A 14,093-nucleotide genomic window follows, 5' to 3' on the forward strand; every position below is an offset into this window, starting at 1 on the left:
AAGGGGCGGGCCGCATGGCCCGCCCCTTTTTCGTGGGCGCTCATGCTTCGGCACGCGCCGCCCTAGCGCATCGGCGCGCGGCTGAGCCCGCGGGCGAGGTGCACAAGGCGGGGGCCGAAATCCTCGACCATCTGCTCGGGCGCCAATGCGAAGGCCGGGCCGCCCACGGTCAGCGCCATGCGCGTGGTCCCGTCCAGGTCCGCGATCGGCGTCGCCACCGCGCGCACGTCCTCGCGCCATTCCCGGTCCACGTAGCAGAAGCCGCGTTCCCGGATCTCGGCGATGGAATCGAGGATGCGGGGCTTGAGATCCGCCCAATCCGGCCCCAGCCGCCCGGCGAAATGCTCGAACATCGCCTCGCGCTCATCGTCTTCGAGCGAGGACAGGTAGGCCCGCCCCGCCGCCGATTGCGTCATCCCCACCCGGCTGCCGATGTCCAGCAGCAGCGCGTCCAGCGCCGAGGACGAGCAGGCCGAGACGTAGATCATCATGTCTCCGTCCGGGCTCGACAGCGCCACCGAGGCGCCGGTGTGGTCGGCCAGCCGCTGCATCCGCTCCTGCGCCATCTGGCGGATGCCGATATTGGCCAGCACCGGATAGGCGATGGCCAGCAGCGCCGGGCTGGGCTGATAGCGCCCGTCGAGCTCCGACTGGCGGAGATAGCCGAGCTGGGTCAGCGTGTAGGTCAGCCGGGTCACGGTGGCCTTGGGCAGGCCGGTGCGGGCCGAAAGCTCGGCGTTGCCCAGCGGCCCCTGCCCCGGCCGGAACGCGTGCAGCAGCTCGAAGGCGCGGGCCAGCGACCAGACGAACTTGCGGTCCTCGCCATGGCGCGCGGCCAGCTCGGCGTCGTTCAGGCGCAGCGGAATCCGCCGCGACGCCAGCCCCGGCCGCCGCAGGCCCCTGCGCGTCGCGCCGCTGTCGGTTTCGGTCGCCATTCCCTCGCCTCCCCTTTTCTGCCGGCCGGCTTGTTCGACGCCGCCGCCGGTCGGTTTTCTTGCCGCATGCCACCGCCCCGCCCCGCGTCGACGGCCAGCCGCCGGCGCGGATGCGGACAGGACGCGACGACGCGCCTCCCTGCGCGCCATGCGTTTCGCATAGCGGAACCTTAACGGCTCTGCTAATCGGATGCGAAAGAAATATTCGGCGCGGGAGGCGCAACGCAGACATGACCATGGCCACAACCTCCATCGCCGCCGAGGTCGAACGGCCCGGCGAATTCCCCCGGATCTGGGCGGAGCGGCGCCCCGACGCGCTGGCGCTGGTCAGCTCACGCGGGTCGCTGACCTGGGCGGGGCTCGAAACCGCCATCGAGCGGCTGCGCGCCGATCTCGCGGGGCGCGGCGTCGGCCCGGGCGACCGGGTGATGATGGTCACCGAGAACTGCGCCGCCACGGCCGGGGCGCTCTGCGCGCTCAACCGGCTCGACGCCTGGACGACGCTGGTCAACGCCCGCATGTCGGCGGCCGAGGTCGACGCGCTGATCGACTTCGCCGAGCCGCGGCTGGTGCTGTTCGCCTCCGGCGATTCCCCCGCCGCCGCCGCCCATGCCGCCCGGCTGGGCGCCGCGGAATGGACCGATCCCGACCTGGGCGGGATCGCCGCCTTCGCCACCGGCGGCGACCCGAAGCCCGAACCGCTGGGCCCGGTGGGCGAGCGCGTGGCGCTGATGATGTTCACCTCGGGCACCACCGGCACCCCCAAGGGCGTGATGCTGTCCAACGCCGCCCTGATCTACCAGGCCCATTCGCAGGGACTGGCCCGCGGGCTGAACACCGCGGACGAGGTGTGGTGCATCGCGCCGCTCAGCCACATGACCGGCCTCGCCTCCAACCTTCTGGCCGCCTTCGCCTGCGGCGCCGTCCTGCGCCTTCCCGACCGGTTCGAGGCGCAGTCCACGGCCGAGGCGCTGCGCGCCGGCCAGGTCACTTTCATGGTCGCCGTCCCCCAGGCCTTCGTGCGCCTGCTCGACTGGGCCAGGGAGAACGGCGTCGACCTGCGCGAGGGCTCGCGCCTGCGCGTCCTCGGCTCGGGCGGCGCGCCGCTGGAGCCGTCGCTGCAGCGGCGCGTGAAGGCGGAGCTCGGCGTCACCGTCGGCAACGGCTACGGCTGCTCGGAGATCGTGCCCATCGCCCGCGTCCCCCCGGGCGTGGAGACCGAGGCCAACGTGGTCGGCCAGCCCGCCCCGGAGATCGAGGTGCGCCTGGTCGGCGAGGACGGCGGGGACGTGCCCGACGGCGCGCCCGGAGAGCTCTGGGCCCGCGGCCCGGCGCGCATGATCGGCTATTTCCGCAATCCCCAAGCCACCGCCGAGGTGATCCGGGACGGCGGCTGGCTCGCCACCGGCGACATCGCCAGCCGCGACCCCGACGGCATGATCCGCATCGTCGGGCGCAAGAAGGAGCTGATCATCCGCTCCGGCTTCAACGTCTACCCCTCCGACGTGGAGGCGGTGATCGCCGACCATCCCGCGGTGGCCATGGTCGCCGTGCTCGGCCGCCCGGTGGAGGGCAACGAGGAAGTGGTGGCCTTCGTCCAGCTCAAGCCGGGCGAGACGCTCGACGAGGCCGGCATGAAAGCCTGGCTGCGCGAGCGGCTGAGCCCCTACAAGCTGCCCGCCGAGATAAGGGCGATGGAGCTGCCGATCGGTCCGACCGGCAAGATCCTGAAGAACGCACTGAAATCAGAGCTCTGAGTCCCCCCGCCTCCCCGACGGCGCCCGGATGCGATTGCCGGCGGGGGGCGGACTTACTATACGGACGGTCAATGACCGACAAAAGGCGAGGAGAACGCTCATGAGCGTCGGAGTCGACGACGACATTTTCGAGGCCCTGCTGGACGTGGTGACCCGCTTCACCCGCGAGCGGCTGATCCCCAACGAAGGCCGCGTCGAGGCCGAGGACGAGATCCCGCCCGAGATCGTCAAGGAAATGGCGGAGATGGGCCTCTACGGCATGTCCATCTCCGAGGAATACGGCGGGCTCGGCCTGTCGACCCTGCAGGAGGCCCGGCTGGTCGAGGCGCTGTGCTACGCCTCGCTGTCCTACCGCTCGCTGATCGGCACCAATGTCGGCATCGGCTCCCAGGGCATCCAGATGCACGGGACCGAGGCGCAGAAGCGCGAATGGCTGCCCAAGCTCGCCACCGGCGAGGCCTCGGCCTCCTTCGCGCTGACCGAGCCGGACGTCGGCTCCGACGCCGCGCATATCAAGACCACGGCGCGGCGCGAGGGCGATCACTTCGTCATCAACGGCTCCAAGCGCTACATCACCAACGCGCTGCGCGCCTCGGTGTTCACGCTGATGGCCCGCACCAATCCCGATATCGACGGCGCCGGCGGCGTGACCGCCTTCATCGTGCCCGCCGACACGCCGGGCCTGACGGTGGCCAAGGCCGACCGCAAGCTGGGCCAGAAGGGCACCAAGACCTCGGACGTGTTCCTGGAGAACGTGCGGGTCCCGGTGGAGAACATCATCGGCGGGCCCGAGCGCGAGGGCATGGGCTTCAAGACCGCCATGCGGGTGCTGGACCGCGGCCGGGTGCATATCTCGGCCATGGCCACGGGCACCTCGCAGCGGATGCTGGACATCGCCACCGACTACGCGATCGAGCGCAAGCAGTTCGGCAAGCCCATCGCCGAGCATCAGCTGGTCCAGGGCCTGCTCGCCGACTGCCAGACCGAGATCGCCGCGGCCCGCGCCCTGACCCACGCGACCGCGACGCTTTACGACGCCGTGGGCGCGGCGCCGATGGAGGCCGCCTGCTCCAAGTATTTCTGCTCGGAGATGGCCGGCCGCGTCGCCGACCGCTGCCTGCAGATCCATGGCGGCGCCGGCTACATGGCCGAATACGATATCGAGCGGCTCTATCGCGACGTGCGCCTGCTGCGGATCTACGAGGGCACGTCCCAGATCCAGCAGATCGTCATCGCGCGCGGCGTGGTGAAGAACCGCATGGGCGTCAACTGAGCCGCGCGCTCGGCCAGCCCCGACATGGAGGGGGCCGCCCATGCCGGGCGGCCCCCTTTTTTCTTGCGCGGCCGACGCCCACGCTTCGGACGGGCCGCGTCGTCGCGTTCATCGCGCGCGCGTGACCCCGGCGACGTTGAAATCCCCGCCCCGCAAGGCCATTCTGGCGTCGGTTTACATCTCGACAGCCTGGCGTCGCTTGTTCAGCCGGCCGGCCGCGATATAGTCCGCGGGAACCGGACCGGCGATACGCCCGCCCCGGCCAACGCCTCGAACCGACGCAACGGACTTACAGGACTCAGCCCATGCGCAAACCGCTCCTCTCCCTGCTCGCCGCGGCCGCCGCCGCCGGCCTTGCCGGGGTCGCGGACAGCCCGGCCCGGGCCGCCTCCATGGACCCTTTCACCGAGCAGCAGCAGACGGACGAAGCGCTGAACCACGCCATCCGGCTCTATCGCGAAGGCGATTACGCCGAGGCGGAGAAGATCACGCGCACCTTCCTGCGCTTCAACCCGGGCTCGGCCCAGGCGCATGAGGTGCTCGGCGCCATCCTCGGCCGCATGGATCGGGACGAGGAGGCGCTGGCCGAGATCGAGCTCTCGATCCGCATGAACCCCGCCATCGCCTCGGCGCATGTGAACCGGGCGGTGCTGCTGGTCGGCAATGGCGATCTCGACGGCGCGCGCGAGGCGCTTGAGGCGGCGGTGGAACTCGACCCCAAGCTCTACGGCGCCCATGCCCGCCTGGGCCGGGTCTACGAGGCGCTCGGCCGCCCCGGCGACGCGCTGACCCATTACGAGATCGCGGCCCAGGAGCCGGCGGGCCTGGAACCGGGGATCCGGGTCAATCTCGGCGCGCTCTACAACGCGCGCGGCGAATTCGACAAGACCGTCTCCCTGCTGTCGCTGTGGCAGCGCGACCGGGATGTCGGCGTCGCCGTCCACCGGGTGCTGGCCGAGGCGATCCTGGGCCAGCGTCGCTATGAGGAGGCGGTGCGCCAGTACGAATTCGCCCTGGCCATCGACGAGAAGGACCTTCAGACGCGGCTCGGCCACGGCGTCGCCCTGCGCGCCCTGGGCGTGCCCAACCAGGCGATGGAGATCTTCGAGGCCCTGGCCGAGGAAGCGCCCGACAGCCCCGCGCCCATCGTCCAGATCGCCGAGACCCAGCTTTCCCTCGGCGAAGCCGACGCGGCGGGCGAGACCTTCCTGAAGGCCATCTCGATGGCCGCCTCGCCGGCGCCGATCGAGGCCCGCTACGCCGCCGTCCTGCTGCAGAACGGCAAGCCGGAAGAGGCCGTGGCGCTCTACAACCAGGTCATCGACCGCGACGGCGCCAGCTCCGGCGCGCTGGCGGCCCTGGCCGGCGCCCAGCGCGCCGCCAACCGCGCGGACGACGCCCGCGCCACGTTGGACCGCGCGGTGAGGCTGTTCCCGGACGATCCGAACAACTACGTCCGGCTCGCCCTGTTCCAGCGCGACATACTGGATCTGGAGGGCGCGCTGGACAGCGCCGCGGCGGGGCTCGAAAAACATCCCGACGACCTGACCCTGCTGCGCATCGCCGCCACCGTCGCCCGCGACCTCGACCGCATCGACACCGCGGTGAAATACGGCGAGCGGATCCTGGCGCAGAGCCCCGACAGCGCGCAGGACCGGTTCATCTACGCCACCCTGCTCGACCGGGCGCGGATGGACGGGCCGGCGGCCGAGCTTTATCGCGACGTGGTCGAAAAGCAGCGCGACAACTGGGCGGCGATGAACAACCTCGCCCTGGTGCTGGTGCGCCTGAAGCAGGAGCAGCAGGCCCTGACCTACGCCCGCCGCGCCCTGCAGCTTCAGCCCGAGAACCCCGCGGTGATGCACACGCTGGGCTTCGTGCTCTACAAGGTCGGCTCGCTGGGCGAGGCCGAGCGCCTGCTGACCCGCTCCGTGAGCATGCTGCCCGAAGAGGCCGAGATCCGCTATCACCTCGGCTATGTGATGCTGGCCCGGTCCCGCAACGCCGAGGCGAAGGCGGAGTTCGAGAAGGCGCTGGAGCTCAACCCCAACCACGAGGAAGCCCCCAAGGTTCGGGACATGCTCAACGAACTCTGACGGGCGGGCCTTGCGGACCGCCCCCGGGGCGCGGACATGAAAAGGGCGGCGGCGCGGGATACGCGCCGCCGCCCTTTTCCGTTGCGCCCCCGCGCCGCGCCGCGCCCGCAGGCGAGGCGCGCGGGATCAGACCAGGCGCGAGTGGCGCAAGGCCGCCTCGACGAAGCTGCGGAACAGGGGATGCGGGTCGAAAGGCTTGGACTTCAGCTCCGGGTGGAACTGCACGCCGACATACCAGGGGTGGTCGGGCAGCTCCATGATCTCCGGCAGGCGCCCGTCGGGCGACAGGCCCGAGAAGCTCAGCCCGCAGCCCTCCAGCCGCTCGCGATAGGCGATGTCGACCTCGTAGCGGTGGCGGTGACGCTCCGAGATCTCGGTCCCGCCATAGATCTCCGACACCCGGCTGCCCGGCGTCAGCACCGCGTCATAGGCGCCCAGACGCATGGTGCCGCCCTTGTCGTCGCCGACCTCTCGGGTGACGGTGCGGTTGCCCTCCACCCATTCGGACATGTGGAAGATCACCGGCTCGAACCGCGCGTCTCCGGCCTCGTGGTCGAATTCCTGGGACCCGGCGTTGGCGATGCCCACCAGGTTCCGCGCCGCCTCGATCACCGCCATCTGCATGCCGAGGCAGATGCCGAGATAGGGCACCTGCCGCTCGCGCGCGAAGCGGGCGGCGTTGATCTTGCCCTCGGTCCCGCGCTCTCCGAAGCCACCGGGGACGATGATGCCGTGGAACCGCTCCAGATGGGGCGAGGAATCGGAGCCCTCGAAGATCTCGGCGTCCAGCCACTCGACCTTCACCCGCACCCGGTTGGCGATGCCGCCATGGGTCAGGGCCTCGTTGATCGACTTGTAGGCGTCTTCGAGCTGCGTGTACTTGCCGACGATGGCGATACGCACTTCGCCGTCGGGGCTATGCACGGCGTCCGAGACGTCCTTCCACTTGGTCAGGTCCGGCTTCGGCGCCGGCGAGATCCGGAAGGCGTCGAGCACCGCCTGATCCAGCCCTTCCTCGTGATAGACCAGCGGCGCGTCGTAGATGCTGTCGAGATCGCGCGCGGCGATCACCCGCTCGGGCCGCACATTGCAGAACAGCGCCAGCTTCTCGCGCTCCTTCTCCGGAATCGGCCGGCCGGAGCGGCAGACCAGCACATCGGGCGCGAGACCGATGGAGCGCAGCTCCTTCACCGAGTGCTGGGTCGGCTTGGTCTTCAGCTCGCCCGAAGCGGAGATGTAGGGCAGCAGGGTCAGATGCACGAAGATGCAGTCGCCCTGCGGCTTCTCCTGCGCGAACTGGCGGATGGCCTCGAAGAAGGGCAGCCCCTCGATATCGCCGACCGTGCCGCCGATCTCGCAGAGCATGAAGTCCACTTCATCCTCGCCGATGCGGATGAAGTCCTTGATCTCGTTGGTGACGTGCGGAATCACCTGGATGGTCTTGCCCAGGTAGTCGCCGCGCCGCTCCCGCTCCAGCACGTTGGAATAGACCCGGCCGGAGGAGATCGAGTCGGTCTTGCGGGCCGGAACGCCGGTGAAACGCTCGTAATGGCCGAGGTCGAGATCGGTCTCGGCGCCGTCGTCGGTGACGAAGACCTCCCCATGCTCGAAGGGCGACATCGTGCCCGGATCGACGTTGAGATAGGGGTCGAGCTTGCGCAGCCGCACCGAGAAGCCGCGCGCCTGCAGCAGCGAGCCCAGCGCGGCGGAGGCCAGGCCCTTGCCGAGGCTGGAGACCACGCCGCCGGTGATGAAGATGAAGCGCGCCATGGAAGGTGTGTTCCCGTGATCGGATCGAAAGCGACCGGGGCGGGCGCCGACTGCGCCCGACCATCTGCACGGGAGTCACGAACTACAGGATTTCGTGGCCCGAAACAAGCCGGACGCTAGTTGAGGTAGGGCGAAGCGTGAGTGCGACGGACCGGCCTTTCGGGGCCGGCGGCGGGATGGTGGGCGGTGACGGGATCGAACCGCCGACATCCTCGGTGTAAACGAGGCGCTCTGCCAGCTGAGCTAACCGCCCGGGTCGGGGCGTTGGATAGGTCAGCGGGCGCGGGGCGTCAACGGGGGCCGCGGGGACTCAGCCCGCGACAGGGCCGGCGCCGACGCGGGGATGCGGGCGGGGGCCGTCGGCATAGGCGACGCAGACCACGATCTCGTCCGGGCGGGGGGCGTCGGCGACCATCACCGTGAGCGTGTCGAAATGCGGGAAGGACCAGGCGTCGTCCTTGTGACCCAGCGGGATGTCGATGGGCGCGCCCAGGGCGGCGAGCTTGGCGTTGGAGGGGATCAGCGCGGCGCCGCCCCCCACCGCCGCCCGCATCGGGGCGCCGAGGCGCGGGTGAATGCAGGCGCCGCCATGCTCCAGATCGCCGTTCACGCCCACCAGCGCGGCCTTGCCGTAGGAGATCGCGGGTCCCGGCAGCGCCGCCGCGGCCTCGGCCGCGAGGCGTTCGCCCAGCGCGGCGCCGATCTCGAACAACGGGGTCAGGTCCGCGTGGAAGCGCCCGGCGAGCGGATTCGCCACCACGGCCAGCGCGGCGATGCGGGTGATGGGCGCGCAGGGCTCGCCGAACGCGTCGGAGGTCACGGTCTCGCGGATCAGCAGGGTCTTTCGGACGAGGGGCGAGGCGGGCATGGGCGCGGGCTCCGGATGCGGCGGGCGAGGGGGCGCGGTGGCGAGGTGGCGAGGTGGCGAGGTGGCGAGGTGGCGAGGTGGCGCGAGCCTGCCCCGCCACGGCCCTTGCGGCAAGCGTGGGGAGCCGCGCGTGAACCGGCGCGCTGGCGGCGCCCGCTCGCCCGCGCGGCGTTGCGCGGGGGGCGCCGTCGTCGCGGGCGCCCCGCCATAGGCGGTCGTCTCCACCCTCGACCCCGGCGCCAGGCCGCGCGGGCGCAGGGGCGCCGCCAGCGCGACGGCGGACGCGCGGCTTCCGCCGGTTCAGCCCCGCGCCGCCGCCGCGAGGTCGCGCCACGGAGCCGGATCCCACCAGCGCACGGCGAGGCCCGATGTGCTCGGAAGCACCCAGCAGGCGGCGCCGGCCCAGTCCTCCGCCTGCCTGCCGAAGCGCAGGCCGCGGCTGGGGCGTCCCAGCGCCGCCGCGGCCGGGCGCTTGCCGTTGAAGGCGACGATGGCCGGCCGGGCCGCCCGCAGCCTCGCCTCCAGCCCGGACGGGTCATCCGCGGCGGGGTCGAGGCTGGAATCCGCGCCGCTCTGCCGGGCGTTCACGTCGCTCAACCCGATGCCCAACGGCAGAAGCGCGGGAAACGCCTCGGGCGCGAACAGGCGCGGGGTCAGCCCGGTCTCGGCGAGGATCGGCCAGAAGCGATTGCCCGGTCCCGCATAATACGCGCCGCGCCGGGCCGAGACGCGCCCCGCCGCCGAGCCCACGAAGACAACCCGAAGCCCCGGCGCCAGCAATTCCGGCAGCACCCGGCCCGGCGCGTCGAGGCCGCCATCTTCCTCGCCCCGGCCCTCGCTCTCGCCCTCGCCCTCGCCCTCGCCCGGCCTCGCAACGGAACCGGAAATGGAAACGGGGCGGGCGGATATGCTCCGCCCGCCCCGCTTGTCATATCCGCCAGGGCTCATGCCCGGGCCGGGATCAATGCGCCCGGATCTCGGCCGCGGCCGCCGTCTCCGCGCTGCCACGGGCCGCGGCCTCGGCATCCGCCGCGGTCCACTCCACCGGCTCCGGCTTGCGGACCAGGGCGTGCGCCAGCACCTCGGTGACGTTCTCCACCGGGATGATCTCCAGCCCCTGCTTCACGTTGTCGGGAATGTCGGGCAGGTCCTTCACGTTCTCCTTGGGGATCATCACCACCTTGATGCCCCCGCGCAGCGCCGCGAGCAGCTTTTCCTTCAGGCCGCCGATGGCCAGCACATTGCCGCGCAGCGTGACCTCGCCGGTCATGGCGATGTCCTTGCGCACCGGGATGTCGGTCAGCACCGAGACGATCGAGGTCACCATGCCGACGCCGGCCGAGGGCCCGTCCTTGGGCGTCGCGCCCTCGGGGACGTGGACGTGAATGTCCAGCTTCTCGAATTCCGGCGGCTTCACGCCCAGGCTCGGCGACTTCGACCGGACCCAGGAGGCGGCCGCGTCGATCGACTCCTTCATCACGTCGCCCAGCTTGCCGGTGGTCTTCATCCGGCCCTTGCCCGGCAGCTTCAGCGCCTCGATCTGCAGCAGGTCGCCGCCGACCTCGGTCCAGGCGAGGCCGGTGACCACGCCGACCTGATCGGTCTCCTCGGCCAGGCCGAAGCGGAACCGGGGCACGCCGAGATGGTCGTGGATCTTGGCCACGTCGACATGCACCGACTTGGCGCCGTCCTTGACGATCTCGGTGATCGCCTTGCGGCAGGTCTTGGCCAGCTCGCGCTCCAGGTTCCGGACGCCGGCCTCGCGGGTGTAGCGCCGGATGATCTCGAGGATCGCGGCGTCGTCCACCTTGTACTCGGCGTCCTTCAGGCCGTGGCCCTTCATCTGCTTGGGCAGCAGGTGACGCTTGGCGATCTCCAGCTTCTCGTCCTCGGTGTAGCCCGAGATCGAGATGATCTCCATCCGGTCCAGAAGCGGACGCGGCATGTTGTAGGAGTTGGCCGTGGTCAGGAACAGCACGTTCGAGAGGTCGTACTCGACCTCCAGATAGTGGTCCATGAAAGTGGAGTTCTGCTCCGGATCCAGAACCTCCAGCATCGCCGAGGCCGGGTCGCCGCGGAAATCCTGGCCCATCTTGTCGATCTCGTCGAGCAGGATGAGCGGGTTCACGGTCTTGGCCTTCTTCATCGACTGGATGACCTTGCCGGGCATCGAGCCGATATAGGTGCGCCGATGGCCGCGGATCTCCGCCTCGTCCCGGACGCCGCCGAGCGAGATTCGGATGAACTCGCGCCCCGTCGACTTGGCGATGGAGCGGCCAAGCGAGGTCTTGCCGACGCCCGGAGGGCCGACGAGGCACAGGATCGGGCCGCGCAGCTTGGTCGAGCGCTTCTGGACGGCCAGGAACTCGATGATCCGCTCCTTGACCTTCTCAAGCCCGAAATGGTCGTCGTCGAGGATCTTCTCGGCGTTGGCGAGGTCCTTCTTGACGCGCGAGCGCTTGGACCACGGGATCGACAGCATCCAGTCCAGGTAGTTGCGCACCACCGTGGCTTCGGCCGACATCGGCGCCATGTTGCGCAGCTTCTTCAGCTCCGCCAGCGCCTTGTCATGGGCTTCCTTGGTGAGCTTGGCGGCGTCGATGCGGTCCTCGTAGTCGCCGATCTCGTCGCGGCCGTCATCGCCTTCGCCCAGCTCGCGCTGGATCGCCTTCATCTGCTCGTTCAGGTAGTATTCGCGCTGGGTCTTCTCCATCTGGGTCTTGACCCGGCTCTTGATCTTCTTCTCGACCTTGAGCACCGAGATCTCGCCCTGGATCAGGCCATAGATCCGCTCCAGCCGCGCTTCGACCGACAGCGTCTCCAGCAGCGACTGCTTTTCCGAGAGCTTGACCGAGAGATGGCCGGCGATGGTGTCGGCGAGCCGCGAGGGGCTGTCCACATCGGCGATCGAGCCCAGCGCCTCATCGGGCACGGACTTGTTGAGCTTGACGTATTTCTCGAACTCGTCGGCGAGGGTGCGGGTCATCGCCTCAACCGCGTCGGGGGCGCCGATCTCCTCTTCCAGCAGCTCGGCCTCGGCCTCGAAATAGGGCTCGGGAGAGATGAAGCCGGAGATCCGGGCGCGGCGCTGGCCCTCGACCAGCACCTTGACGGTGCCGTCGGGAAGCTTGAGCAGCTGCAGCACGTTGGCGACGACGCCGGTGCGGTAGATGTCCTTCTCGGACGGATTGTCCTCGCCCGCGTCGGTCTGCGAGGCGAGCAGGATCTGCTTGTCGGCGCGCATCACTTCTTCGAGCGCGCGCACCGATTTCTCACGCCCGACGAAGAGCGGCACGATCATGTGGGGGAACACGACGATGTCGCGCAGGGGGAGGACCGGCAGGGTGACGGTCGGGTTGGCTTCGCTCGGCGTGGAGTCGGTCATGGGTCTTCCTTTTCGGCGGAGCGCCGCGCCCCTGATCGAGGCGACGCGGGCGCCCCCGCAGGATTATCGGTCGGGCCGTCCTCGCGGCCGTGTCCGATATCAAGTTGGCTCCCCCGAGGCCGGGTTTCAAGTCGCGACGGGAGCGCGGGGGCAGTTTGACGGGGTGAAGATTTAGGAAATGTGACTGCGCGACGGATCAGGGACGGAAGCCGCGCGTCAACTGGAGCTTGCGTTGCCGGCGCGCCGCCCGCGCGGCGTTGCGATGCAGCGCTCACGGGACCGTCTCGTGATTGCGACCGCCGGGCTCAGGGAAGGACAAGGCCGAGCGCCTTGGCGACCGAGGGCCTTCGCGTCGACGCCACCGGCGCGACCCATGAAGCGCCGCGCGGGCGCGACGGCGCCGCCGGAGGGACCGTCGACGCGCGGCCTCGCTCGGGGGTGGGACGCGACGGGACCGGCGAGCGACCCCACCCCGAAACACAGACGCGCCGCCCCCTTCCAGGGACGGCGCGTCCGATGTTCCGCGGCGGAGTCGCGCCCCCGGGCCTCAGGAGGCCGAGGCGTTGGCCGGCTCGCCCTTCTTCTCCGCGTAGATCATCAGCGGCTGGGCGCGGCCCTCGACCACCTCGTCGTTGACCACCACTTCCTCGACGCCCTCGGAACCGGGCAGGTCGAACATGGTGTCCAGCAGCACGTTCTCGAGGATCGAACGCAGGCCGCGGGCGCCGGTCTTGCGCTCGATCGCCTTGCGGGCGACGGCGCGCAGCGCGGACTCGGTGAAGTTGAGCTTCACCTCCTCCATCTCGAACAGGCGCTGGTACTGCTTGACCAGGGCGTTCTTCGGCTCCGACAGGATCTGGACCAGCGCGGGTTCGTCCAGGTCCTTGAGCGTCGCGATCACCGGCAGGCGGCCGACGAACTCGGGGATCAGGCCGAATTTCAGCAGATCCTCGGGCTCCAGCTCCGCCAGCACGTCGCCGATGCGGCGGTCGTCCGTGGAGCGCACCTCCGCCCCGAAGCCCATGGCCGAGCCCTTGCCCCGCTGCGAGATGATCCGGTCGATGCCCGCGAAGGCGCCGCCGCAGATGAACAGGATATTGGTCGTGTCCACCTGCAGGAATTCCTGCTGGGGATGCTTGCGCCCGCCCTGCGGCGGCACGGAGGCCACGGTGCCCTCCATGATTTTCAGAAGCGCCTGCTGCACGCCCTCGCCCGACACGTCGCGGGTGATCGAGGGATTGTCCGACTTGCGGCTGATCTTGTCGACCTCGTCGATGTAGACGATGCCGCGCTGCGCCCGCTCCACGTTGTAATCGGCGGCCTGCAGGAGCTTGAGGATGATGTTCTCCACATCCTCGCCCACATAGCCGGCCTCGGTCAGCGTGGTGGCGTCGGCCATGGTGAAGGGCACGTCCAGGATCCGCGCCAGCGTCTGCGCCAGCAGGGTCTTGCCGCAGCCCGTCGGGCCGATCAGCAGGATGTTGGACTTGTTGAGCTCCACGTCCTGCTGCTTGGCGGCGTGATTGAGCCGCTTGTAATGGTTGTGCACCGCCACCGAGAGCACGCGCTTGGCGGTTTTCTGCCCGATCACGTAATCGTCGAGAACCTGGCAGATCTCGGTCGGCGTGGGCACGCCGTCGGAGGACTTCACCAGGGAGGTCTTGGTCTCCTCCCGAATGATGTCCATGCACAGCTCGACGCATTCGTCGCAGATGAACACGGTCGGGCCCGCGATCAGCTTGCGCACCTCATGCTGGCTCTTTCCGCAGAAAGAACAGTAGAGGGTGTTCTTCGAGTCCGATCCGGTCTGCTTGGTCATCCAGTTCTCCCGCCCGCGGTCGCCGCCGCAGGGCCACCCTAAGGTCGCGACCCTTAAGGGAACGCTAGCCCGGGGGCCGCGAATCCCGGCCTGAGGGCCATTGGTGCATGTCGTCGCTGCGGGCGCAAGGTCGAAACCCTGACGATCCCGCGCGTTCCGCGCGCCGCCCCGAACGGGCGGCGCAGGATTT

The 14,093-nt window shown here is 69.9% G+C and carries 9 protein-coding genes and 1 tRNA gene; 3 read left to right on the plus strand and 7 right to left on the minus strand.

What is annotated here, in order from left to right:
• Positions 1-62 precede the first annotated feature (62 nt).
• A complete protein-coding gene (locus BLV24_RS21760) occupies positions 63-935 on the minus strand; it encodes an IclR family transcriptional regulator (protein WP_176954835.1) in 873 nt (290 codons plus the stop codon).
• Positions 936-1,165: 230 nt separating this feature from the next.
• On the opposite strand from BLV24_RS21760, the gene BLV24_RS19050 reads away from it, so the two are divergent.
• From BLV24_RS19050 to BLV24_RS19060, 3 genes are all read left to right on the plus strand, one after another.
• Positions 1,166-2,692: a class I adenylate-forming enzyme family protein gene (locus BLV24_RS19050; protein ID WP_176954836.1), complete on the plus strand. Its 1,527-nt coding sequence runs from the start codon at positions 1,166-1,168 to the stop codon at positions 2,690-2,692.
• 100 nt (positions 2,693-2,792) lie between these two features.
• Positions 2,793-3,965 (plus strand): acyl-CoA dehydrogenase family protein, encoded by a 1,173-nt coding sequence (locus BLV24_RS19055; protein ID WP_092684808.1) that lies wholly within the window; start codon positions 2,793-2,795, stop codon positions 3,963-3,965.
• A 305-nt stretch (positions 3,966-4,270) separates the two neighbouring features.
• Positions 4,271-6,061, plus strand: a complete 1,791-nt coding sequence (locus BLV24_RS19060) for a tetratricopeptide repeat protein (protein WP_092684810.1) — start codon at positions 4,271-4,273, stop codon at positions 6,059-6,061.
• Between the two features lie 126 nt (positions 6,062-6,187).
• Here the strand turns inward: BLV24_RS19060 and BLV24_RS19065 are convergent, their stop codons facing one another.
• The 6 genes from BLV24_RS19065 to clpX form a co-directional block, all read right to left on the minus strand.
• Positions 6,188-7,831 carry a CTP synthase gene (locus tag BLV24_RS19065; RefSeq protein WP_092684812.1) on the minus strand — a complete coding sequence of 548 codons (1,644 nt, stop codon included), beginning with the start codon at positions 7,829-7,831 and terminating at the stop codon, positions 6,188-6,190.
• A 177-nt stretch (positions 7,832-8,008) separates the two neighbouring features.
• Positions 8,009-8,084 (minus strand) — tRNA-Val (locus BLV24_RS19070).
• A 57-nt stretch (positions 8,085-8,141) separates the two neighbouring features.
• Positions 8,142-8,699, minus strand: coding sequence for an amino acid synthesis family protein (locus tag BLV24_RS19075; RefSeq protein ID WP_092684814.1), 558 nt, complete (start codon positions 8,697-8,699; stop codon positions 8,142-8,144).
• A 300-nt stretch (positions 8,700-8,999) separates the two neighbouring features.
• The gene (locus BLV24_RS19080) at positions 9,000-9,647 is read right to left on the minus strand and encodes a mismatch-specific DNA-glycosylase (protein ID WP_218133474.1); all 648 of its coding nucleotides are present in this window, start codon (positions 9,645-9,647) and stop codon (positions 9,000-9,002) included.
• Between the two features lie 13 nt (positions 9,648-9,660).
• Positions 9,661-12,084 carry an endopeptidase La gene (gene lon / locus BLV24_RS19085; RefSeq protein ID WP_092684816.1) on the minus strand — a complete coding sequence of 808 codons (2,424 nt, stop codon included), beginning with the start codon at positions 12,082-12,084 and terminating at the stop codon, positions 9,661-9,663.
• Between the two features lie 547 nt (positions 12,085-12,631).
• Positions 12,632-13,903, minus strand: coding sequence for an ATP-dependent Clp protease ATP-binding subunit ClpX (clpX, locus tag BLV24_RS19090; protein WP_092684818.1), 1,272 nt, complete (start codon positions 13,901-13,903; stop codon positions 12,632-12,634).
• Positions 13,904-14,093: the final 190 nt, after the last annotated feature.

The sequence above is a fragment of the Albimonas donghaensis genome (genome assembly GCF_900106695.1).
Lineage (GTDB): Bacteria > Pseudomonadota > Alphaproteobacteria > Rhodobacterales > Rhodobacteraceae > Albimonas > Albimonas donghaensis.